General features: G+C 58.3%; 23 protein-coding genes. 6 read left to right on the top strand and 17 right to left on the bottom strand.

Annotated elements, in window-relative coordinates:
* Positions 1-40: 40 nt before the first annotated feature.
* Positions 41-478 (bottom strand): c-type cytochrome, encoded by a 438-nt coding sequence (locus ACOYQJ_RS08220; RefSeq protein WP_422905534.1) that lies wholly within the window; start codon positions 476-478, stop codon positions 41-43.
* A 182-nt stretch (positions 479-660) separates the two neighbouring features.
* Here ACOYQJ_RS08220 and idi point away from each other — a divergent pair, with 182 nt between their 5' ends.
* A complete protein-coding gene (gene idi / locus ACOYQJ_RS08215) occupies positions 661-1,176 on the top strand; it encodes an isopentenyl-diphosphate Delta-isomerase (protein WP_422905706.1) in 516 nt (171 codons plus the stop codon).
* A 3-nt stretch (positions 1,177-1,179) separates the two neighbouring features.
* Here idi and ACOYQJ_RS08210 read toward each other — a convergent pair whose 3' ends face one another.
* Genes ACOYQJ_RS08210 through ACOYQJ_RS08195 form a run of 4 tightly spaced genes read right to left on the bottom strand, consistent with a single transcriptional unit; the run spans position 1,180 to position 3,465 of the window.
* Complete coding sequence (locus tag ACOYQJ_RS08210) at positions 1,180-1,614, bottom strand: MarR family winged helix-turn-helix transcriptional regulator (RefSeq protein ID WP_422905533.1); 435 nt, start codon at positions 1,612-1,614, stop codon at positions 1,180-1,182.
* The gene (locus ACOYQJ_RS08205) at positions 1,611-2,444 is read right to left on the bottom strand and encodes a carbon-nitrogen hydrolase family protein (protein WP_422905532.1); all 834 of its coding nucleotides are present in this window, start codon (positions 2,442-2,444) and stop codon (positions 1,611-1,613) included. Before ACOYQJ_RS08205 ends, ACOYQJ_RS08210 begins: the two co-directional genes overlap by 4 nt.
* Complete coding sequence (grxC, locus tag ACOYQJ_RS08200; protein WP_422905531.1) at positions 2,444-2,701, bottom strand: glutaredoxin 3; 258 nt, start codon at positions 2,699-2,701, stop codon at positions 2,444-2,446. Before grxC ends, ACOYQJ_RS08205 begins: the two co-directional genes overlap by 1 nt.
* 32 nt (positions 2,702-2,733) lie before the next feature.
* The gene (locus ACOYQJ_RS08195) at positions 2,734-3,465 is read right to left on the bottom strand and encodes a ComF family protein (RefSeq protein ID WP_422905530.1); all 732 of its coding nucleotides are present in this window, start codon (positions 3,463-3,465) and stop codon (positions 2,734-2,736) included.
* A 12-nt stretch (positions 3,466-3,477) separates the two neighbouring features.
* Here ACOYQJ_RS08195 and ACOYQJ_RS08190 point away from each other — a divergent pair, with 12 nt between their 5' ends.
* Both ACOYQJ_RS08190 and hemH read left to right on the top strand, forming a co-directional pair.
* Positions 3,478-4,299: a methyltransferase domain-containing protein gene (locus ACOYQJ_RS08190; protein WP_422905529.1), complete on the top strand. Its 822-nt coding sequence runs from the start codon at positions 3,478-3,480 to the stop codon at positions 4,297-4,299.
* 57 nt (positions 4,300-4,356) lie between these two features.
* Positions 4,357-5,418: a ferrochelatase gene (gene hemH / locus ACOYQJ_RS08185; RefSeq protein ID WP_422905528.1), complete on the top strand. Its 1,062-nt coding sequence runs from the start codon at positions 4,357-4,359 to the stop codon at positions 5,416-5,418.
* Between the two features lie 70 nt (positions 5,419-5,488).
* Here the strand turns inward: hemH and rlmN are convergent, their stop codons facing one another.
* Both rlmN and ACOYQJ_RS08175 read right to left on the bottom strand, forming a co-directional pair.
* Positions 5,489-6,673, bottom strand: a complete 1,185-nt coding sequence (gene rlmN / locus ACOYQJ_RS08180) for a dual-specificity RNA methyltransferase RlmN (protein WP_422905527.1) — start codon at positions 6,671-6,673, stop codon at positions 5,489-5,491.
* A gap of 146 nt (positions 6,674-6,819) precedes the next feature.
* On the bottom strand, positions 6,820-7,350 hold the full coding sequence (locus ACOYQJ_RS08175; RefSeq protein WP_422905526.1) for an invasion associated locus B family protein: 531 nt from the start codon (positions 7,348-7,350) through the stop codon (positions 6,820-6,822).
* Positions 7,351-7,519: 169 nt separating this feature from the next.
* Between ACOYQJ_RS08175 and ACOYQJ_RS08170 the strand changes: the two genes are divergently transcribed.
* On the top strand, positions 7,520-8,515 hold the full coding sequence (locus ACOYQJ_RS08170; protein WP_422905525.1) for an asparaginase: 996 nt from the start codon (positions 7,520-7,522) through the stop codon (positions 8,513-8,515).
* 90 nt (positions 8,516-8,605) lie between these two features.
* Here the strand turns inward: ACOYQJ_RS08170 and ACOYQJ_RS08165 are convergent, their stop codons facing one another.
* On the bottom strand, positions 8,606-8,800 hold the full coding sequence (locus ACOYQJ_RS08165; RefSeq protein ID WP_422905524.1) for a ferrochelatase: 195 nt from the start codon (positions 8,798-8,800) through the stop codon (positions 8,606-8,608).
* A gap of 147 nt (positions 8,801-8,947) precedes the next feature.
* On the bottom strand, positions 8,948-9,544 hold the full coding sequence (locus tag ACOYQJ_RS08160; protein ID WP_422905523.1) for a L,D-transpeptidase: 597 nt from the start codon (positions 9,542-9,544) through the stop codon (positions 8,948-8,950).
* A 173-nt stretch (positions 9,545-9,717) separates the two neighbouring features.
* Between ACOYQJ_RS08160 and dalA the strand changes: the two genes are divergently transcribed.
* On the top strand, positions 9,718-10,272 hold the full coding sequence (gene dalA, locus ACOYQJ_RS08155) for a divisome-associated lipoprotein DalA (RefSeq protein ID WP_422905522.1): 555 nt from the start codon (positions 9,718-9,720) through the stop codon (positions 10,270-10,272).
* Between the two features lie 7 nt (positions 10,273-10,279).
* On the opposite strand, the gene ACOYQJ_RS08150 is transcribed toward dalA, so the two are convergent.
* From ACOYQJ_RS08150 to hslO, 7 genes are all read right to left on the bottom strand, one after another.
* Positions 10,280-10,774: a L,D-transpeptidase family protein gene (locus ACOYQJ_RS08150; protein ID WP_422905521.1), complete on the bottom strand. Its 495-nt coding sequence runs from the start codon at positions 10,772-10,774 to the stop codon at positions 10,280-10,282.
* A gap of 71 nt (positions 10,775-10,845) precedes the next feature.
* Complete coding sequence (locus tag ACOYQJ_RS08145) at positions 10,846-12,072, bottom strand: class I SAM-dependent RNA methyltransferase (protein WP_422905520.1); 1,227 nt, start codon at positions 12,070-12,072, stop codon at positions 10,846-10,848.
* Positions 12,073-12,117: 45 nt separating this feature from the next.
* Positions 12,118-13,959 (bottom strand): ABC transporter ATP-binding protein, encoded by a 1,842-nt coding sequence (locus tag ACOYQJ_RS08140; RefSeq protein WP_422905519.1) that lies wholly within the window; start codon positions 13,957-13,959, stop codon positions 12,118-12,120.
* Positions 13,956-15,812, bottom strand: a complete 1,857-nt coding sequence (locus ACOYQJ_RS08135) for an ABC transporter ATP-binding protein (RefSeq protein WP_422905518.1) — start codon at positions 15,810-15,812, stop codon at positions 13,956-13,958. Before ACOYQJ_RS08135 ends, ACOYQJ_RS08140 begins: the two co-directional genes overlap by 4 nt.
* Positions 15,813-15,969: 157 nt before the next feature.
* Positions 15,970-17,133: a CCA tRNA nucleotidyltransferase gene (locus ACOYQJ_RS08130; protein ID WP_422905517.1), complete on the bottom strand. Its 1,164-nt coding sequence runs from the start codon at positions 17,131-17,133 to the stop codon at positions 15,970-15,972.
* Complete coding sequence (locus ACOYQJ_RS08125; RefSeq protein ID WP_422905516.1) at positions 17,130-17,732, bottom strand: CoA pyrophosphatase; 603 nt, start codon at positions 17,730-17,732, stop codon at positions 17,130-17,132. Before ACOYQJ_RS08125 ends, ACOYQJ_RS08130 begins: the two co-directional genes overlap by 4 nt.
* Positions 17,719-18,708 (bottom strand): Hsp33 family molecular chaperone HslO, encoded by a 990-nt coding sequence (gene hslO, locus ACOYQJ_RS08120; protein WP_422905515.1) that lies wholly within the window; start codon positions 18,706-18,708, stop codon positions 17,719-17,721. The genes ACOYQJ_RS08125 and hslO overlap by 14 nt, the downstream gene beginning before the upstream one ends.
* Positions 18,709-18,786: 78 nt before the next feature.
* Between hslO and ACOYQJ_RS08115 the strand changes: the two genes are divergently transcribed.
* A complete protein-coding gene (locus tag ACOYQJ_RS08115; protein ID WP_422905514.1) occupies positions 18,787-19,227 on the top strand; it encodes an NUDIX hydrolase in 441 nt (146 codons plus the stop codon).
* 7 nt (positions 19,228-19,234) lie between these two features.
* On the opposite strand, the gene ACOYQJ_RS08110 is transcribed toward ACOYQJ_RS08115, so the two are convergent.
* Positions 19,235-20,518 carry a PP2C family protein-serine/threonine phosphatase gene (locus tag ACOYQJ_RS08110; RefSeq protein WP_422905513.1) on the bottom strand — a complete coding sequence of 428 codons (1,284 nt, stop codon included), beginning with the start codon at positions 20,516-20,518 and terminating at the stop codon, positions 19,235-19,237.
* Positions 20,519-20,663 lie beyond the last annotated feature (145 nt).

Raw genomic sequence — 20,663 nt, 5'->3', positions numbered from 1 at the left:
CCAAGGGCGCGCCTTTGTCGTTCAGGTCAATGCCTTTGGCTTAATTAGCCGCGGGGCCGACCGATACGAGATAGGCATAAACGTCTTCCATGCCCTTTCTCAGGCGGAAGGACATTTTCGAACGAGCGCTTTTATTGTCCAGATATTCGGCCAGGAATTTCTTGGGGTCCTGAACGTACTCGACAAAATTCTCTTCATCCCAGACCAGTCCTGCCTCACCGGCAGCGACCAGATCGGCGCCATAGCTAAAGCCTTCGTAGGTGCCCGCAGTACGGCCAATAACCCCATAAAGGTTCGGGCCGGTCCGACCGCCTTTGACAATTGAATTGCCCTCTGCATCTTCGATCATGTGGCAAGACTTGCACTTGCCGAATTCTTTGGCGCCAGCCTCGGCATCTCCTGTTCCAGCATGGCTGTCGGCAAATGCGCCGGTGGCCAGTGTGGCGGCCGCAATGGTAGTGATGATCTTCAGTTTCATTCTCGGTCTCCCGTTACAGGTATTTGCGTCAGTACCTAATGCAAAGCGTGCAGAGTCAACAAGCGTTTCAGCGCAAACACATCTTATTTTTACGATGTATGTCACAAAATGCCGCGCTTGACCTCCTCACTCGGATAGAGGAGGAAGCCGGAATGCCCGCAAAAGCCACAATCGCACCTGATATGCATACGAAGATCCCCGCCTGGATCAACGGCACCTTGGTGCCGGTCGACAAGCTTGAGGCGCATTTGCGCGGGTTACGTCACAAAGCCGTGTCCGTCTTTGTCCTGCTCCAAGGGCAAGTTTTGATCCAACGCCGCGCCATGGGAAAATACCACACGCCGGGCCTTTGGGCGAACACCTGCTGCACCCATCCGCACTGGGAGGAAGATCCCTTGATCTGCGCCCAGCGCCGTTTAGAGCAGGAACTGGGGATTACAGGCCTATCGCCACAATTCCGTGAACAGGTAGAGTATAGAGCCGATGTCGGCGGCGGCATGATTGAGCACGAAGTCGTCGATATTTTTGTGGCTGAGGCAACGGCGGAAATGCCGCTGGTTCCGAACCCCGAAGAAGTGATGGAAACCGCTTGGCTCGATCTCACGGCGCTGCGCGCCGAGGTCGATAAACGCCCGCAGGATTTTACCCCTTGGCTGAAGATCTATCTGAACGATCATGCCAAGCGCATTTTCGGATAGGGCCTAACCCTCTTCCAGCCTGACCCGCAGTTCCCGGAGCACAGGCAATGCTGCGCGCACCCGATCTTCACCCAGCTCACCCACCATCTCGGTGATGAGAGGTGTAATGGCCGCAAGCGCGGCATCCCGCGCGGCCTTCCCCGCCGGTGATATTGAGACCAGCTTGCGCCGCGCATCATCCCAATCGGGACGGATGTGCACATAGCCCGACAATTCGAGCTTACCCAAAGTGTTGGTCATGGCCCCACGCGTCACATGAAACGACCGTGCCAGTTGCGCCGGGGTGCGCTCTCCACCCCGTCCAAGATGGTTGAGCACCGAGAAATGAGAAATTTCCATCTTGTTCGGCAAGACCTTGGTCAGCCGGGCGCGCAGCAACTGATCCGCTGTCAAAAGCTCGCTGAACAGGGATATGGCAAGGGCGCTGGCATCGTTCATAATGGCCCCTCTAAGCTGCGGTCATGGGTCAATGACGGGATCTTGCGGCGGGCCTCTTTGACCTTGGAAAGATCCAGATCCACGACAAAGACCCCTGTTTCGATCCCGGCATCCAACAGCACCTCGCCCCAAGGGGCAATGACCATACTGTGCCCATAGGTTGTACGGGCCCGCCCGCTGCGCGCTGAATGCGTGCCGGATTGCGCCGGAGCCAGCACAAAGCAGCCGGTTTCAATCGCGCGCGCTTGCAGCAAAGTCTGCCAATGCGCAGGACCGGTGCCTGGCGAAAACGCCGAGGGAACCGTCAGGATATCGGCCCCGGCCTGCGCCAAAGCGCGATACAGATAGGCAAAGCGAACGTCATAGCAGATGCTCAGCCCCAGCCTGGCCCAAGGTGTATCGACCACCACGGCGCGCGATCCAGGAGCATAGCCGCTGGATTCACGATAAGTTTCCGTTTCCGAGACCTGCACATCGAACATGTGCATCTTGTCATAACGCGCCACAACCGCGCCCCGATCGTCAATCAAGAGCGAGCGATTAACAAACCGCGTCTCGGGCGGTTCGGCCTTAAGCGCCATCGATCCCGCCAGAACCCAAAGACCCAAGGCCCGCGCAGTCTCGGTCAGCCCGGCCAAAAAAGGATCATCCGCCTCCAGCTTCAGCACGTCGGCCTGATGCGCACGATCCATCGACACGCAATTGGTGACCTCGGGCATCAACGCCAACTGAGCGCCTTGCTTAGCCGCTTCGCGCAGCAACCCCTGCACAGTGACAAGGTTCTCCGCCGGATCATCCGACGAACAGGTTTGCAGCAGCGCGACACGCATCAGCCTTGCAACAAGGCGTCCAGTTTGCCCGCCCGTTCCAGCGCATACAATTCGTCACAGCCGCCCACATGAGTTTTCCCGACGAAAATCTGCGGCACAGTGTACCCGCCATTCGCACGGTCCATCATCTCGGACCGGCGGTTCGGTTCTTTCAGGACATCGATTTCAGAGAATTCGACGCCCTTCTGGGTCAAAAGCCGCTTGGCCGCATGGCAATATCCGCACAGGGGTGAGGAATAGATTTCAACGTCTTGCATAGTGCGATCCCGTATTTCTGTTCTAAGGATACTTAGGCATCTTTTACCACTCGCGCCAGTACACTGACGAAAACCTCTGTTGCGCCCGACGCAAGGCAGGCCTCGGATGCGGCGGCCAATGTTGCCCCGGAGGTCATTACGTCGTCGACAATCAGAACGCTGCGATCCTTGATCAATTCTTCGCGCAGGGGTGACACATCCAGCCGCCCGGCCAAGGTCTGAAAACGTTCTTCGCGCGACTTCCCTTCCAACGAAGGCGTCGCCTGACGCCGCTCCAACAGGTCTGGACACCAATCCAGGCCCAGCTCTGCGGCCAAGGCCTCGGCCAGCAAGGCAGACTGGTTGTAGCGCCGCGACAAATGGCGCTGCAAATGCAGCGGCACCGGGACAATCAATGTATCGCTTTGCACAACGGGCCGGGTCAGCCGCGCCATCCAACGTGCGGCAGGGCGCGCAATGTCGTGCCGGTCCCCGTGTTTGAGCGCCAGAACCATCCGTCGCCCGCGATCCCTATAAACCAAAGCTGCGCGCCCTTTGACCCAAGGCCGAGCGGTTGCAAGGCAATCGTCACAATGTTCGGCACGGTCGGAACTCCCCGGCAGCGGTGTGCCGCACAGATCACAGGTCAGACCCGCGATAAACGGCGTATCCCGCCAGCATGCTCCGCACAGGCCAAAGTCCGTTTCAACCAAACCACCGCAAGACAGGCACCTTGGCGGATAGACCAATTGCACAAGCGTTTGCATCCGCTGCGCCCAGCTCATATCTCATGCCTCATGACACAACCGCCCCTTCTTACCGATCGTCAGGCCCTTGACCGCCATCGCGCCCGTACCGCGGCAAACCCTGCACTGTTTCTGCACGAAACCGCCCGCGATGAAGCGCAGGATCGCTTGGCGATGGTTAACAGGACATTTACGAGTGCCGCTGTCGTGACGCCCTTTCCGCACGTGTGGCAGAAGATTCTGCCCGATGCACATATGATCCCGGATGAGGACACCCTCGACCTGAAAGAGGGCGCTCATGATCTGGTGATCCATGCGCTGGCGCTGCATTGGGCAAATGATCCGGTCGGTCAGATCATCCAAAGCAGGCGCGCGCTGCGCCCGGACGGGCTGTTTTTGTGTTTCACGTTTGGCGGTGAAACACTGCACGAGCTGCGCGCCGCACTTGGTCAGGCCGAGATCGAGGTAACAGGCGGACTGTCGCCGCGTGTCTTGCCGATGGGTGAAATCCGCGATCTGGGTGGATTGCTGCAACGCTCCGGCCTTGCCCTTCCCGTGGCTGACACGATGCCGCTGACGGCCAGCTATCAATCGGCGCTGCACCTGATGCGGGATCTACGCGCCATGGGCGAAACCAATGCCCTGTCAAGGCGGTTGCGCAAGCCGACAAGGCGGGCTGTCCTGTTGCGCGCCGCCGAACTGTACTCGGAAAGTTTCGCGCAAGACGATGGCCGCATCCCCGCGACCTTCGAGATCATCACCTTGACGGGCTGGGCTCCTGACGCAAACCAACCCAAGCCCCTCCGGCCCGGCTCTGCGGCCCATAGTCTCGCCGAGGCATTGGGAACCAGGGAAAACCCGCTCAAAGATTGACCTATCGAAATAAGACGATACTTACCTCGAAACGTTTTTCACCACAGGACGAAATTGATGCTGGACGCCACCAAAGCCGCTGTCAGACCCGAGCACGCCCCTGCCGACCACCCAGCGATCAAACCGGCCAAGATCGGTGTCCTTCTGGCCAACCTAGGAACTCCGGACGATTGCACATACTGGCCCATGCGTCGGTATCTGAACGAGTTTCTCTCGGACAAGCGCGTGATCGACATCGCCTCGTGGAAGTGGCAACCGCTTCTGCAGCTGATCATCCTGACCAAACGCCCCTTCACCAGCGGCGCGAACTACAAGTCGATCTGGAACCACGACAAGGGCGAAAGCCCCCTGATGACGATCACCAAGGACCAGACCGCCAAGATGAAAGCCGCCATGCAGGCTCGCTATGGCGATCAGGTCATGGTCGATTTCTGTATGCGCTACGGTAATCCGTCGACCAAATCCAAGGTGCGCGCCATGGTCGAGGCTGGGTGTCAGAAAATTCTCTTCGTCCCGCTTTATCCGCAACAGGCAGGCGCGACTTCGGCCACCGCCAATGACGAATTCTTCCGGGCGCTGATGGAAGAGAAATGGCAACCGGCAGTCCGCACCATACCGCCCTACTTTGACCATCCGCTATATATCGCCGCCTTGGCCCAGTCGGTTGAGAAGGCCTATGCTGAACTGGAAACCAAGCCTGACATGCTGGTCTGCTCCTACCACGGTATGCCCAAGCGCTACTTGCTTGAAGGCGACCCATATCATTGCCAGTGCCAGAAGAACACGCGCCTGCTCAAGGATCGTCTGGGCTGGGACAACACCCAGATCTGCACCACCTTCCAGTCTGTTTTTGGCCGTGAAGAATGGCTCAAGCCTTACACGGTGGACCATGTCGCCGATCTGGCCAGACAGGGGAAAAAGCGCATCGCGGTGATCGCGCCCGCCTTTGCGGCCGATTGCATCGAAACGCTGGAAGAGATCAACGAAGAGATCAAGGAAAGCTTTGAACACGCCGGCGGAGAGGAGTTTACCTATATCCCCTGCCTCAACGACGATGACGCCCATATCAAAGCGCTTTCCGCTTTGGTCGAGGCTAACCTCAAGGGCTGGATCGACTGATCAGCCACCAGAGGCGCAGAAAAAAGGCGGGGTTCAACCCCGCCTTTTTCATGTCCGTCGGAGGAGCGGATTACATGCCCGCCTCGGCCTCGATCTGTTTTCGGCTCTTGCGGGCGCGCTCGGTCGCACTTTTGAGCTGACCGCAGGCGGCCATGATGTCCTCGCCGCGCGGGGTACGGATCGGGCTGGCATACCCGGCTTTGTAAATAATGTCGGCGAATTTCTCGATCCGCTCCCATTCTGAACGCTCATAAGGCGCGCCGGGCCATTCGTTGAAGGGAATCAGGTTGATCTTGGCCGGGATGCCTTTGATCAACTGAACCAGTCGCCGCGCGTCCGCATCCGTGTCGTTCACATCCTTCAGCATGACATACTCAAAGGTGATGCGTTCGCTATTGGACAAGCGGGGGTACTCCCGCAAGGTGTCCAGCAGTTCCCGGATGTTCCAGCGCTTGTTGATCGGGACCAGCTTGTCGCGCACTTCGTCCGTGGTGGCGTGGAACGAGACCGCCATCAAGCAACCAATCTCCTCAGCGCATTTGGCAATCTCGGGCACCACGCCCGACGTGCTCAGCGTGATCCGGCGCCGCGACAGGGAGATCCCTTCGCCGTCCATGGCGATATTCATCGCGTCGCGCACATTGTCAAAGTTGTACAGTGGCTCGCCCATGCCCATTAGAACGACGTTCGACAACAGCCGCGGCCCGGTTTCACCCGTTCCGACGCCCGGCTCTGGCCATTCGCCAAGATCGTCCCGCGCCATCATGACCTGGCCGACAATCTCCCCCGCCGTCAGGTTGCGGACGAGTTTTTGCGTGCCGGTATGGCAGAACGAACAAGTCAACGTGCAGCCAACCTGAGACGAGATGCACAGCGTACCGCGGTCAGATTCGGGGATATAGACTACCTCGACCTCGTGACCTCCAGCGATGCGCACAAGATATTTGCGCGTCCCGTCGGCGCTGACCTGCCGTGACACCACCTCGGGAATCTCGACGACAAAGGCCTCGGCCAACAGCGCGCGATAATCCTTGGACAGATTCGTCATGGCGGCAAAATCACGAACACCCCAGTGATAAATCCACTGCCAAACCTGACCGGCCCGCATCTTGACCTGTTTTTCCGGCGTTCCCGCCCGCAACAGCGCAGCCTTCAACCCCTCACGGGTCAGACCCACAAGGTTCACCTTACCGCCCTCCGGCAACTTGCGGGGGATCGTCACGACATCCTGAGTGATAGGTGCATCCGCAGCCATTGATCACATCCTTCGAAAACCAAGCCCGTCCCATACAGGATTCGGCCCAAAACACAAAGGGCCGATCAAAAACCGGCCCTTGCTTCATCTTGTCTTAAATACCCAAAAAATTCGGCCTTGGGTGACAGGGCCAACGCCCCGGTCCTTTACTGTGAACAGCGCTTTTCGGCGTCTTCCACGGCAGCGGTAAACCCAAGTAGCGAAAAGGTGTCTTCGGTCCTTGTGCCACGCGCCGAGACCGCAGTCATGACGGCATTCGCGCCGCGCTTCATCGCGGTGATCATCTTGGCATCATCCTGAGTCGTTGCCGGCCAGGCCCATTCGCCCTCGGTGTACATCTCAAAGTCAGAGTCGCCGACTTTGACGCTCACGGTCGAGCCATTGGCAAAGGGATAGCCGCCGGTAAAGGCAACCTGGCCCTTGACCCCCGCGCCGGGGCGGAAGAACACCATCAACAGGATCTCGCCTCGCGTGACGGCAACAACACGCCCGTCTTTTGTGTTGACGCTTTCCTTGTAGGTGGTGACCGCCCAGCATTCACGCGGGTCATTGCCCTCGAAAACGGACCAGTCGGTCATTGCGTCAACGCGGTTGGTGCTTTCCTGCTGCGCCACGGCAACGCTCGCCGTAAGTGCCATCGCAGTCGCGGCAATCACGCGCACAAAGCTTGAAATCATCTGTGCAGCCTCCAGCTGTCCTTGCCTCAGTATTCCTCGGTGCGCCATGGGCCTATATCCGCCCGCTGACAGGGCACAACCTTTTCTTCTCGACGGCGGGACAATAGCCTGAAATAGCTGAAAAACGAAAGCCCTCTTGGCAGAATATCGCTCAGATGTGAGAAGCCCCATGACTGCACCAGAATTACTTGTCGAAACGTTCCGTGGACCGTTCCTTGAAAACGCCCATTTGGGGCATGCTGTCATCAGTGACAGCAAGGGGATAGTACGGGCTTGGGGTGACCCAAAAGCCGTTGTTTTGCCGCGCAGCTCATCAAAAATGATTCAGGCTCTGCCTTTGGTTGCTTCTGGTGCGGCGGAGCGATTCCGGTTGACAGAACGCCAAGTGGCATTGGCTTGCGCGTCTCATCAAGGGGCGCGTGATCACGTTTCCGCAGTCTCGAAATGGTTAAGCGACCTTGGACTGTCCGAGTCCGATCTGCGCTGTGGGCCGCAACCCACCCGCGACAAGAAACTGAAATTGCAGATGATTCGCGATGGCGAAGCGCCCTGTCAGCTGCATAATAACTGCTCGGGGAAACACGCCGGATTTCTGACGCTTGGCAAACATTTGGGCGCTGGTCCGGAATATGTTGATCCCGATCACCCCGTGCAAACGGCCGGTCTTGATGCCTTTGAGACGGTCACTGACCTGAAGAGCCCGGGCTTTGGAATCGACGGCTGTTCCGCCCCCAACTACGCCACCACGGTCGAAGCCATGTCACGCGCAATGGCTTGGTTTGCCACCGCTCACACCCGCGATGACGGGCTTAGCCGCGCTGGAGCGCGCCTGGCTGCCGCGATGTACAGTTATCCCGAAATGGTGGCAGGCGAAGGGCGCGCCTGTACGGTTTTGATGCGGGCGGCCAATCAACCGCTGGCGCTGAAAACCGGTGCCGACGGCTATTTCACGGCTATTCTACCTGAAATGGGCTTGGGTATTGCTCTCAAGATCGCTGATGGCACCACGGTTGCTTCAGAAAGTGCTGTGGCGGCGATTTTGGTCAAACTCGGGGTGCTTTCCGCCGATGACCCGGATGTTCAAAGCTTTTTGTGCCCCGAAATCCGCAATAGACGTGGCATTTTGGCGGGGCACGTCCGCCCGTCAAATGATCTGCTTTCGTAAACGGGTAACACACATAGTTTCGGGGTATGACAAATGAAAAAGGCGCTACCGTCGCAGCGCCTTTTCCAATTCGTTCCGCAGTTAACAGTATTAGTTGTTGTGAACAGCGGCCGCGATGATTGCAACAAGCAGCAGCGGGATCAGGATGCCGGCCGAGGAAGAGCTTTGAGCAGCTTCTTCAACAACGACTACGGGCTCCATTACAACGTCGTCTTTGGCGTAGGAACCAGCCATAGCGGACGAAGCGGCGGCAGCAAATGCAACAGCGAGTGCGATTTTTTTCATGTTCTTCTCCAGATGTTCGCCTGCCATGCCCATTGAGGAACGCACGACAGGCACCCAAGACTTACCTCGTATAATTGACTAAGCAGCATTTTTGGGCAATTGCAATTGCATCTTGCCAAGCCTGAATTGCAGTTAGACGAACTGTCGTCAAATTAGCAACACCTGTGTGCCCACCTCAGTCATGCTGAAAAGCTGCGCGATATGCTCGTTATATAGGCCGATACAACCATTGGATGAACGTCGGCCGATCTTGCGCGTGTCATGGGTGCCGTGAATGCGGTAATATTGCCAGCTCAGATAAAGCGCGTGGGAGCCAAGCGGGTTATCCGGCCCGGGACCAACGTATTCCGGCCACTCCGGGTTTCTCTTGCGCATCGACGGTGTCGGGCGCCATTCAGGACCCTCTACCTTGCGAACCACTTCGGTCCGGCCGCGTCGCGTAAGGTCTTCTGTCAGCGGAACGGACGAAGGATACAGATGGTAGTTGCCGTTATCTTCCCAGAAATGCAGCGCGCGACTGCTGATATCCACCAGAATCGCGCCCTTGGTCAGATTCGAGAAGTAAGGCTGCCAGTCGAGCGTGCGAAAGCTGCTGATGTTCCGCCGCACAACACTTGTGACCTCTCGCTCAATCTCGGTCGTACCTTCGTTTACGTTCTGGGCCAAAGCAGGGGCCCCGATCATCGTCGCACTTGCCGCCAGAAAGTTCCGGCGGCTTAAGCCGTTGCCGTTGTTGATAGCCATGTTCTCGGGCTCCTTTCGGACGATTGTTCTGTAAGCAGTTATATTATGACCCGAAAGCCTCAGTCGCAATTCAAACGAGCGTGTTTCCGCAGGCTCACGCCTATGTGGGTTTGATTGGCAACGTTGTGCAGGATAAGGCATAGGTTAACAGAATGATACCAAGAGCTGCTAACATGAACCGCCGTACGTTTATTATTCTTTCCTCCGCGGCAGCTCTGGCTGCCTGCGCCGAGACGTCAACCCAAGCCACTTTGGCGCCAGACGGCAAGCCGCTGCCCAAAGTTTATCGAATAGGCGCTGGCGATGCTGGCCGTATTGAGTTCCGGGTACTGGATTCCGTCAACGCCCTGCGTCAAGCGGCTGGCGCCCCGGCTTTGCAGCTCAACGCCAAACTGAATGCGGCCGCTGCCACGCACTCGCGGGACATGGCCGTGCAGAACCGCCCATGGCATTTTGGCTCCGATGGATCGTCCCCGATCGACCGGGCCAATCGCGTTGGGTACACTGGCCGGATCGTTGGCGAAAACATTTCGGAAACCTACGAGACCGAGCTTGAAACCCTCGCCGCGTGGATGGAAGAGGATGCGACCCGCAGGGTGATCCTTGATGCCTCTGCCCGCGAACTTGGTTTTGCCTGGTATCAGGAAAAGAACGGCAAGATCTGGTGGACCATGCTGACAGGTGCGCCCGGGCTTTCCGCAATACCGGGCGCGGCGGCAGCCAGCTGACGCTGCATCAAGGGGTGATTCGAATCGGCGTGCCGTCCCTGACCATCGCATAGATGTCCTGCATTTCTGAGTTGGACACGGCAATACAGCCCGCTGTCCAGTCTTGACCGCCGTCGCGATACTTGCGCGGGCGTCCATGAATGAAGATATCGCCACCCGGGCTTTTGCCTAGTGCCTGTGCCTCGACAATGTCTTGTTCGTTGGGGTAGGAAATGCCGATGCTCAGATGAAATTCGCTGTTTGGATTACGCCTGTCGATGTAATAATCGCCCTCTGGCGTCCGGCCATCCCCGGTGTGTTTCTTGTCACCGCCGGGCGCAAAACCAAGCCCAACCCGGTACTGCTTAAGCACCTGACCGTTGTGCAGAAGATACATCCTCCGCTCACCCTTTTGCACCAGAACGTGAGTCACCTCCGGCCCGTTATATGTCTTGAACTTGCTGCTGCATGCACCAAGGCCGAGCACGACGCTTAACATCGCACAAATCTTTAAAAACCGCATCGATCTTGCCCTTACAGGTTTTTTCCAGAAGCATACCCCATTTGGGCGAATCTCGGAAGATCACCTTTTCGTTAATCGACCAGTGTAAGACCCGCGACGATCTCGACGTGCGTTGACCATCTGAACTGATCAACCGCCTGCACGAAATCCAGACGATAGCCCGCATTGATGAGCACTGCGCAGTCGCGGGCAAAGGTCACCGGATTGCAGGACACATGTGCAACCTTAGGCACCCGAGCGCGGGCGATCTCAACCATCTGCGCTTCGGCCCCGGCGCGCGGGGGGTCAATCACCACCCCGTCCAAGCGGTCCAACTCGTCCAGCATCAACGGATTGCGGAACAGATCACGGGCCTCGTGTGTCACCAGTTTCAGCCCTTCGGCATTTCGCCATCCTTGATCCAAGGCCTCTATCATCGCCCGATCGCCCTCGACCGCGTGCACGCGGGCATCCTGTGCCAACGGCAGCGCAAAGGTGCCACATCCGGCAAACAAGTCGGCGATTTTGGCGTGCTTGCCCATTGCGCCCAGCGCCTCACGAACACCGTTCAGAAGGGCGTTTTCGCCCTCCTGAGTTGCCTGAAGAAACGCGCCCGGGGGCGGAGTTACATCGGCATTGCCAAAACGCTGAACCGGAGAGCGGCGATTCAGAACCTCACCGTCCCAGGCGATGCGGGCCAAATCATGCTCACGCGCCAGATCTGCCAACTCGCCGCGCAAAGCCGCGTCCATCTCTTTCCCGCCGGTAACCGAGACGTCCAGCCCTGTCATGCTTTCAGTCACCAGAACCGACAACTCGCCTTTACGGCTGGCACCAAGCACCGCCAACGCCTCGACCATCGGCAGTGATCCGGCAAGCGTGGGCGTCACCAACTGGCAATTCGGTACACCCACAATCACGTCCGATGATTTTTGATGGAACCCCGCCAAAGCGCCCTTTTTCGTCCGCCGGGCCGAAAAGGACGCACGCCGGCGAGATTGCGGTTTTGAGGTGATACAGGGTCTGATTTCAGTGCCAAGATCATGCGCGGCAAGCGCCCGGGCCACGACCTGCGTTTTCCAATCCGCGACAAAGGCTTCGCTGGCATGTTGCAATTGGCAACCGCCGCAGCCCTTGGCATGGGGGCACGGCGGCTTTACCCGTTCCGGCACCGGCGTGACAATCTTGGGCGCCAGCATGACATCGCCAATCACGTCACCCGTAACTTCTTCGCCCGGCAAGGCGCCGGGAACAAAAATCGGCCCATGGGCGATCCCGTCGCCTTTGTGGCCCAGTCGCTGAATTTTAACCGTGGTCATGTGCAGGCTCTTGCCCGGAAAGCGCGCCCTCGTCCAGAGCCGCGATCATTCAGCCGCCTCTTGCCCTTCGTCCGAGCCCAGGAACCCGCCCGACTGCCGGTTCCAATAGCGCGCATAAAGGCCGCCCTTATCGAGCAATTCATCATGCGTGCCTTCTTCGGCAATCCGCCCTGCATCCAGAACGATGATCCGGTCCATGCTGGAAATGGTCGACAGGCGGTGCGCAATGGCAAGCACCGTCTTTCCCTCCATCACACGGGTCAACGCGTCCTGAATGCTGGCCTCAACCTCGGAGTCCAAAGCCGAGGTTGCCTCGTCCAGCACAAGAATGGGGGCATCCTTCAAGATGGCGCGCGCAAGGGCGATGCGTTGGCGTTGACCGCCCGACAACTTGACTCCACGCTCCCCAAGGTGCGCGCCATAGCCTTCCCGGCCGGCATGATCCCGCAACCCAAGGATAAAGTCATGCGCCTCGGCCTTACGCGCAGCCTCGAACACCTCATCGTCGCTGGCATCGGGTCGACCATAGCGGATGTTGTCCATGGCCGAGCGGTTGAACATCGCCGTCTCCTGAGTGACCATGCCGATCTTGTGGCGCAGGCTGTCCTGTGTGACCAAGGCTATATCCTGCCCGTCAATCAAAACGCGCCCTTTTTCGGTGTCATAGAGACGCATCAGAATTGCTACGAGGGTCGATTTGCCCGCGCCAGAGGCACCGACAACGCCCAGCTTTTCACCCGGTTCCACATGCAGGCTGATGTGTTCGACCCCGCCTGTCTTGCGGCCATAGGCAAAAGCCACGTCCTGAAACTCGATCCGGCCATCCCGAACTGCCAAGGTGCTTGCATCCGTCTTGTCCACCAGGTCATGCGGCGGGGTAAGGGTGCGCATGCCGTCCTCAACCTCACCAACATTGGCGTAAAGCCCCATCAGCGTGAACGAGACCCAGCCGGTCATTTGCGCCAGGCGCAGGGAGACCGCGCCCGTCGCGGCGATATCACCCGCCGTGACAAGGCCAAGACTCCAATACCAAAGCGCCCCGCCCACCAGCAGAACCGGCAAAAGTCCCGCCAAGGCCATCAGCCAGAACCGGAACGCAACGGAGACCCGCCCAAACTCGATAAAGCGGTCGCGATAGGTGGCCATCGCGTCCAGCGCGGCACTGTCTTCGTAATCCGCGTGCGCGAACAGCTTGACCGTCTTGATGTTGGTCACGGTATCCACGAGTTGCCCGGTCACCATAGCCCGAGCGGCCGCGCGTGCTTTGGATCTGACCCGAACGCGCGGCATGAAGTGCCGGATCAAAAACCCATAGGCCACCATCCAGACCACCAGCCCTAATGCAATGCGCCAATTGACCGTGCCCAGCATAAGGACCGCACCAACGACCGAAGCGATGGCGAAAAGAACGGTGTGCAGAACCTCAGTCACGACGTCATTCAGCGCGCGAGCGGTCTGCATCTCTTTTTGCGAAATGCGCCCGGCGAAATCATTGTCGAAAAAGCTGACCGATTGCCCGATCGTGTACCGGTGGATGCGCGACAGTATCAGACTGAGGATATTGGGCTGCGTCACCTGCGTTTGCAGATAGGCATTCAGGCCAAAGATCACCGGGCGCAGAATCAAGAAGAACCCCAAAGAGAACAGTAAAAGCCCCTTGCTCGAGCTGAAAACAGTCTCTGCTTCGGACGATAGCGCGGCATCCACAACCCAACCAAGGATCACTGCCGCCGCGACTTCGACCACTCCGCCGATGACCGAAAGCACCCCAGCCAAGGCAAGCGGCGGCCATGTTCCCCGCAGCGCCCAAAGGCAAAAGCGCCCAAGCGTGCGAGGGGGCGGGCCATCAGCCTGTGCAAAAGGATCTATCCAGTCAGTTGGTGTCATTCCGCGGCCTCAGTCTCAGCGTCGATGTCTGGGTCAAGAAATCCGCCGCTTTGGCGGGCCCAGAACTTGGCATATAGCCCGCCCCGCGCCAAAAGCGCGTCGTGGCTGCCCTCTTCGACAATCCGGCCCTGATCCATGACCAGAATGCGGTCCATTTGCGCAATGGTCGAGAGCCGGTGCGCGATCGCGATCACGGTTTTTCCCTGCATCATACCATACAGAGTATCCTGAATGGCGGCTTCAACCTCGGAATCGAGGGCGCTGGTGGCTTCGTCCAGCAGCAGGATAGGCGCGTCTTTCAGCATGACCCGCGCAAGGGTGATCCGTTGCCGCTGTCCGCCCGAAAGCTTGACTCCCCGTTCGCCCACATGGGCATCATACCCGCGCCGCCCCTGCGGATCCTCGAGATCAAGGATAAAGTCATGCGCCTGCGCCTGTTTGGCCGCCAGTTGGATCTGGTCATCGCTGGCATCCGGACGGCCAAACAAAAGATTCTGGCGCACGGAACGGTGTAACAAGGCGCTGTCCTGCTGAACCATCCCGATCTGTTGACGCAAGCTGTCCTGAGTCACTTCGGCGATATCCTGACCGTCAATCAGAATGCGCCCCTGTTCGACGTCATAAAACCGGAGCAACAGCTTGCCGAGAGTCGACTTTCCGGCCCCGGAGCGCCCGACAAGCCCGACTTTCTCACCGGCTGCGATGGTCAAGGAGATATCGTCCAATCCGCCAGAAGCGCGTCCATAGTGGTGAGATAGAGACTGTATTTCGATCTTGCCTTCACTCAGCTGCAAGGGCTTGGCCCCGGGCGTATCGACCAGAGTGATCGGCTGGGCAATGGTCTCCATCCCCTCTTGGACAATCCCCAACTCGCGGAACAGGCTGGTCGTGGCCCACATGATCCAGCCGGTCATCCCGTTCAGCCGCAGAACCAAGGCCGATGCCGAAGCAACCACCCCAGCCGACGCACTGCCTTGCGACCAAAGCGCAATCGCCCAGCCCACCACGCCAACAATCAAAAGACCGTTCAAGGTCACCAACGCCACATCCATGATGGTATAGAGCCGCATTTCGCGGAAAAACGTCTGGCGCGCATGTTCTATCGCCTCTCGGGCATAGCTCATCTCATGGTCATGATGTGCGAACATCTTAATCGCATGCACATTGGTATAGGCGTCCACCACCCGCCCTGTGATCTGCGAGCGCGCGTCGCTGGATGCTTTGGACGCAGGGCTGACACGCAAAACCGTCCAACGGATCAGCAAGCCGTAAAGGACAATCCATATCGCGAGCGGGATGATCAGCCTCGGGTCGGCATCACCCAACAACACCAAAGCGCCAATGACATAGGCCAGCGAAAAGGTGATCGCGTCAAAGATCTGAAACGTCACTTCGCCCACGGCCGGGGGCGTCTGCATGATCCGGTTGGCGATGCGTCCGGCAAAATCATTTTCGAACCAGCCGACAGACTGGCGCAAAACGTGCGAATGCGCTCGAAAACGGATCAATGTCCCGAGGTTGGGCAAGATCGTGTTGTTCAACAGCGCCACGTCCAGCACCTGCAGGATGGGCCGCAAAAACAAGATAAATGCAGCCAAAGCAACCAACGCTGTACCGTGCATCTGCCAAACCTGAGCGGGGTCACCAGATAGAATATCTACAACCCAGCCCATAGCCCAGATCAGGCCAATTTCGATCGTTGCCGTAATGACCGAAAGGATCGTGGCCCAGACAAAGATACCCCGGAACAACTTCGTGTACTGCAAGATAAAGGGAATGACGCGGCGCGGCGGCGTGTCATCCATCGTGTAGTCGGAATAGGGATTAACCAGGTTTTCGAAAAAACGGAACATATCGGAGGCCCTGAAGAGCAATTGGAACTTGATGAAAGCGGGGCAAGAACGGCCCCCACGTGCAGGACAGCTCAGGCTGGGCTGGGTAGTATCCTGTCACAAATCATCAATTGCCCTCCGATAGGTCTATTTGCTTTAGCGCAAAACCGCTTTTCTGTCACCCCTTGTCGAGCGAGGCAAGCAAGGCTTGTTTGTCCAAGGCAAAACCTGACGCAATCCAAAGGCTTTGAAGCCTGCGCAAAGCTTCACCAAGGTCCGCCCCTTGATGGGCGGGCATCAGATCTTGGGCGGTCACGGGAAACTGCGCCTTTGCGCCTTGATCAATCTGCTCCAAAGCTTCCGCGTTCACCGGCATTTCCAAACTGGCGGCGCGCAGTACGCAGATATCGGTGGCCATCTCCGCCCCCTCGCGCCAGGCAATTTCGGCCAGTCCGGCATCGGTGGATATCAGTCTCTGATACTGTGCAAATTGCCTTTGGTCATGTTTTGAAAGACGTAGCGCGTTGCCGTCGAAATAGCCCATCACAGCCATTCTGCGCAGCGGATCTGGCGCAAGGCCCAGCGCCGTTTCGTGAAACAACAGCGGCCCCAAAGGTTTCGTGGCTGCGCCCGGCATCACATGGCCCAACACCCCGGTTTTCTCCATCACGGCGACGGCCATGAGCGGGTCGGGCGCAGAGAACAGCTTGCGAAGCTCAACGCCCACCCGTTCACGTGATAATTGATCCAAACCGTCAATATTTGAAGCAATCGCGGCAAGCGCTTCGGGATCGAACCCCTCAGCGGGATCACCGTACCAAGCTGAAAACCGAAAGAACCGAAGGATGCGAAGATAATCCTCGCGGATCCGCGTTTCGGCATCTTGAATAAAGCGCAGCTTGCGGGCTTCCAGATCTGGCAAACCTCCCAGCGGATCGACAATTTCGCCGCGCCGGTCAGCATAAATCGCGTTCATGGTAAAATCCCGGCGCACCGCATCTTCGTGGATGTTGTCAGCAAAGCGCACTACCGCACGGCGGCCATCGGTCTCAACATCGGCGCGATACGTTGTGACCTCATAACCGTCGCCATCGGCAACAACCGTGACGGTGCCGTGATCAATGCCCGTGGGAACCGCGCGAAGACCGGCGCTTTGCGCCAGCTCCATTACAGTTTCCGGGCGCGCCGAGGTCGAAATATCCACATCCGAAACCGGGACCCCAAGCAGTGCATTGCGCACACAGCCACCAACGGCATAGACCTCAAACCCGGCGTCCTCCAGCATGGCCATGACCTGCTGGGTCCCCTTCGCCTCAAGCCATGCGCCGCGCAGTCCGCTCACGATGCGACCCGATCCGCCAAAACCCGCAGCATTCGAGCCGTCGCGCCCCAGATGTAATACGGGCCGAGCGGGACAGTGAAATAGTGCCGCCGCTGGCCGCGCCAACGCCGCGACTGGATGGAATAGCGCGCAGGATCCGTGACATGGGCAAATGGCGCGGAAAAAATCTCGTCCACCTCGCCCGGTTCAGGGATCTGCTGAAAATCGTCTCGGATCAGGCCCAAAACCGGCGTGACCAGAAACCCCGTCACTGTTTCATGGGTCGGGAGCGTGCCCAATACTTCAACGCTTTGCGGGGGAAGACCCACCTCTTCTTTGGCCTCGCGCAAAGCGGCCGCGATAACATCGGCGTCCCCTTCATCCTGCTTGCCGCCCGGAAAGGCAATCTGCCCTGGGTGATGCTTCAACCGCGACGAGCGTTTCGTCAGGATCAATTCCAACCCGTCTGCACCTTCTTGAAACGCGCACAGCACGCCGGCAGGCCGCAGCTTTCGGCCTTCCGGTAGGTGCACATCGGGGTTCAGATCGAAATCGGATGTGCTCACGTTGGTCCTGCGAAGCGCTCCTCGCAGGGCTTTGATCTGATCAGCCGTCGCCATTATCGGCCTCAAAGCCCACTGTTGCGGGGTCCAAGACGTAATGCGCCCCACAAAATTGGCAGTCAGCCGTAACCTTGCCATCCTCGGTGGTCATCTTTTCAATGTCCTTGGCCGAATAGATCGACAGACTTTGACGCACGCGGTCCTCGGAACAGGTACAACCAAAGCGGATTGATTGGGCGTCGTACACCCTGGGCTGTTCCTCGTGAAACAGACGCAACAGCAATTCGGTCGGGGAAACGATGGGGCCGATCAGCTCCAGCTCTTCAACTGTGTTCACATGCATATTCACGCGGTTCCAGTTTTCCTTGCTGTCCTCACTGGCTACCAGATCCTTGGCCTCAAGCAGGCCCTCTTCGCCGGACCCACCGCCCGTGGCGAAAGGCGACGCCTTGGGCATGTGCTGCAACATGATCCCGCCCGCGCGCCAATGTTCATCCACCCCGGGGGCGGAAGACCGCCCAAAGGACAAAGCAAAGGTCGTCGGCAACTGTTCGGACTGTGCGAAGTAGGACGACGCGCAATCCGCAAGACAGGTTCCGGCAATAGGTGTGATGCCCTGATAGGGCTGCATCCCGCTACCTTGATCGATCAGAATGGCAAAATAACCAGCGCCAAGCTGCTGGAATGCGGGCGCGTCGGTGATCCGGTCCGCGTCATAACTTGCATAAGCCCGAATCCGCGCTGATTGCCCTTCGGCTTCGGGGCCGTAGTAATCGGTGGCAATCATGCGTACAGGCCCGTTGGTCTGAACCTGCAGCGACAGCTTCCAACGCAGCTTGATGGTCTGGCCGATCAGCGCTGTCAAAAGCGCCATCTCGGCGACCAAAGCCTCGACCGGGGCAGGGTAATTGTGCTGTTTGAGCACACCGCTGAGCACGCCATCAAGACGCGCGATGCGGCCGCGCATGTCAGAGCGGTCAAGCTGGAAAGGCAGGACTGTGTCGTCCCAAGCAATTTTAGTGCCGATGGTCATGGGGTTTCCTTATCTGCCGAGCGCTGGCATACCGCAGCCATATAGGGGCGATCAAGGCAGGCGCAAAGGGTAGATGGCATGATCCGCAGATATGGACCGCCTCCAGACACCGTACAGCGGTACAAATTGCGCCCGGGCGCATATGCGATTCTTCCACGAGGAAATGAGCTTTTGCTCACCCATCAAGACGCGCCCGAACCTGAATTCCAATTGCCGGGCGGCGGAGTTGATCCCGGAGAACACCCGTTGACCGCGCTGCACCGCGAAGTATTTGAAGAAACCGGCTGGCGGATCTCCAGCCCTCGGAGGCTGGGGGCGTTTCGGCGATTTACCTATATGCCAGAGTACGAGCTTTGGGCTGAAAAGCTTTGCGTCATATATGTCGCCCGGCCTGTCCGTCCGCTTGGGCCGCCCAGTGATGCCGGGCATCAAGCAGTCTGGATGGCGCCGGAGCTTGCGGCGCGCCATTTGGGCAACTCCGGCGACCGGGATTTTGTAACCCAGCACTTTTTGCGATGATCTGGCGCTAAGCGCCTGCTTCCTGCACAGCGTCAAACTCAAGCAAGGCCGCCGAAACATCGTCGCCCAGAGTTTCCGCGTTCTTCATATCCGCTGTCAGCCGCCAGAACATGTCCTCCAGCAACTCAGGGCCAATCCCGCCCGCTTCCACGCTTTTTCGGAAGATCAGGGCAAGTCCGTCTTCGTCCAGCATCTGGCCATCTTTCATCACGGCCTCGGTAAACCCATCCGAATATAGCAGCAGACGATCACCGCGATGCATGGTGAATTCCACCTGATCATAGCTGACCTCATCCACCAGCCCAATCGGAAGGCCGCCATCCCCCAGAAATTCAACTTTTCCATTTGCCCGCAATAGGATCGGCGGCGGGTGTCCCGCTTGGATCAGGCGCATGGCGCCTGTCTTCATGTCGCCCGCGACAAAGGCCATTGTCAGGTATTCTTCGACCCCGGGGTCAGCGGCCAGACGTTCGTTCAGCATACGCCCCGTCTCGGCCGGTTCGCGCATCGCATAGTATTGATCGAACCGCTTTTCGAGCGCGATATTCTGATCCGGAAAGGCGCTGGACATATACCCCGCGACCCGCGCCGTCACCATCGCAGAGGTGATTCCGTGCCCGGAAACATCGATACTGTACAGGCCCAAACGGTCGAACCCGGGTGAGAACATGCCAACCAGATCGCCACCGACATGCCCACAGGGTTGCAGCAGCAAACTGACCCGAGAGGTTCCGATCACACGCATCCGTTCAGGAACCAGCGCCTGCTGGATTTTACGGGCCTGCTTCAGATCGTTGTTGATAGCCTCATGAATCGTTTTCAGTTCGGCAAAGGCTTCGGTCACCTGACGGTTCTTTTCGGACAACTGTCGCTCCATCGAAACAACGCGCGCGCCAGCGTTGATACGGGCGCGTAGCTCGTGTGCGTTCACGGGTTTGGTCAGGAAATCATCAGCGCCAGCGTCCAGACCCTGCGCAACCTCGCCCTTCTCGCTTTTTGAGGTAAGCAAGATGAAATAGCCGTAGGTTTCCTTGGGGAGATCGCGAAACCGTCTGCAAAATTCCAGTCCGTCCATTTCGGGCATTACCCAGTCGGACAAAATAAGGTCGGGTGGGGTCTTGGCGCAAATCTCCAAAGCCTCGGGCCCCGACTCGGCTTGCAAAACCTCGAAGCCCCATCGCGACAACATCGCGCTGACGATCTTCAACTGAAGACGGCTGTCATCCACCAGCAAGACGCGCCTCACGGCATCTGGTTCGATTTGCAATTCGTCAGCTGCATTTGGCTGCACGTCGACTCCCTGCCATGATGGCGGCTCAAGATTTCGACATCAAATACGGGATGAGTCCTTAACAGTGCCTGAAGTCTAAAATCCAAAACAATATGAAGAACAGGGAAACCCGTTGTTCACTAATGGCCCATACCCTGCGGGCATA

Origin of the sequence: Pacificoceanicola algae (genome assembly GCF_049341065.1) — a bacterium.
Classification (GTDB): Bacteria; Pseudomonadota; Alphaproteobacteria; order Rhodobacterales; family Rhodobacteraceae; genus Pacificoceanicola.
This window is presented reverse-complemented; position numbering and strand designations above follow the sequence as displayed.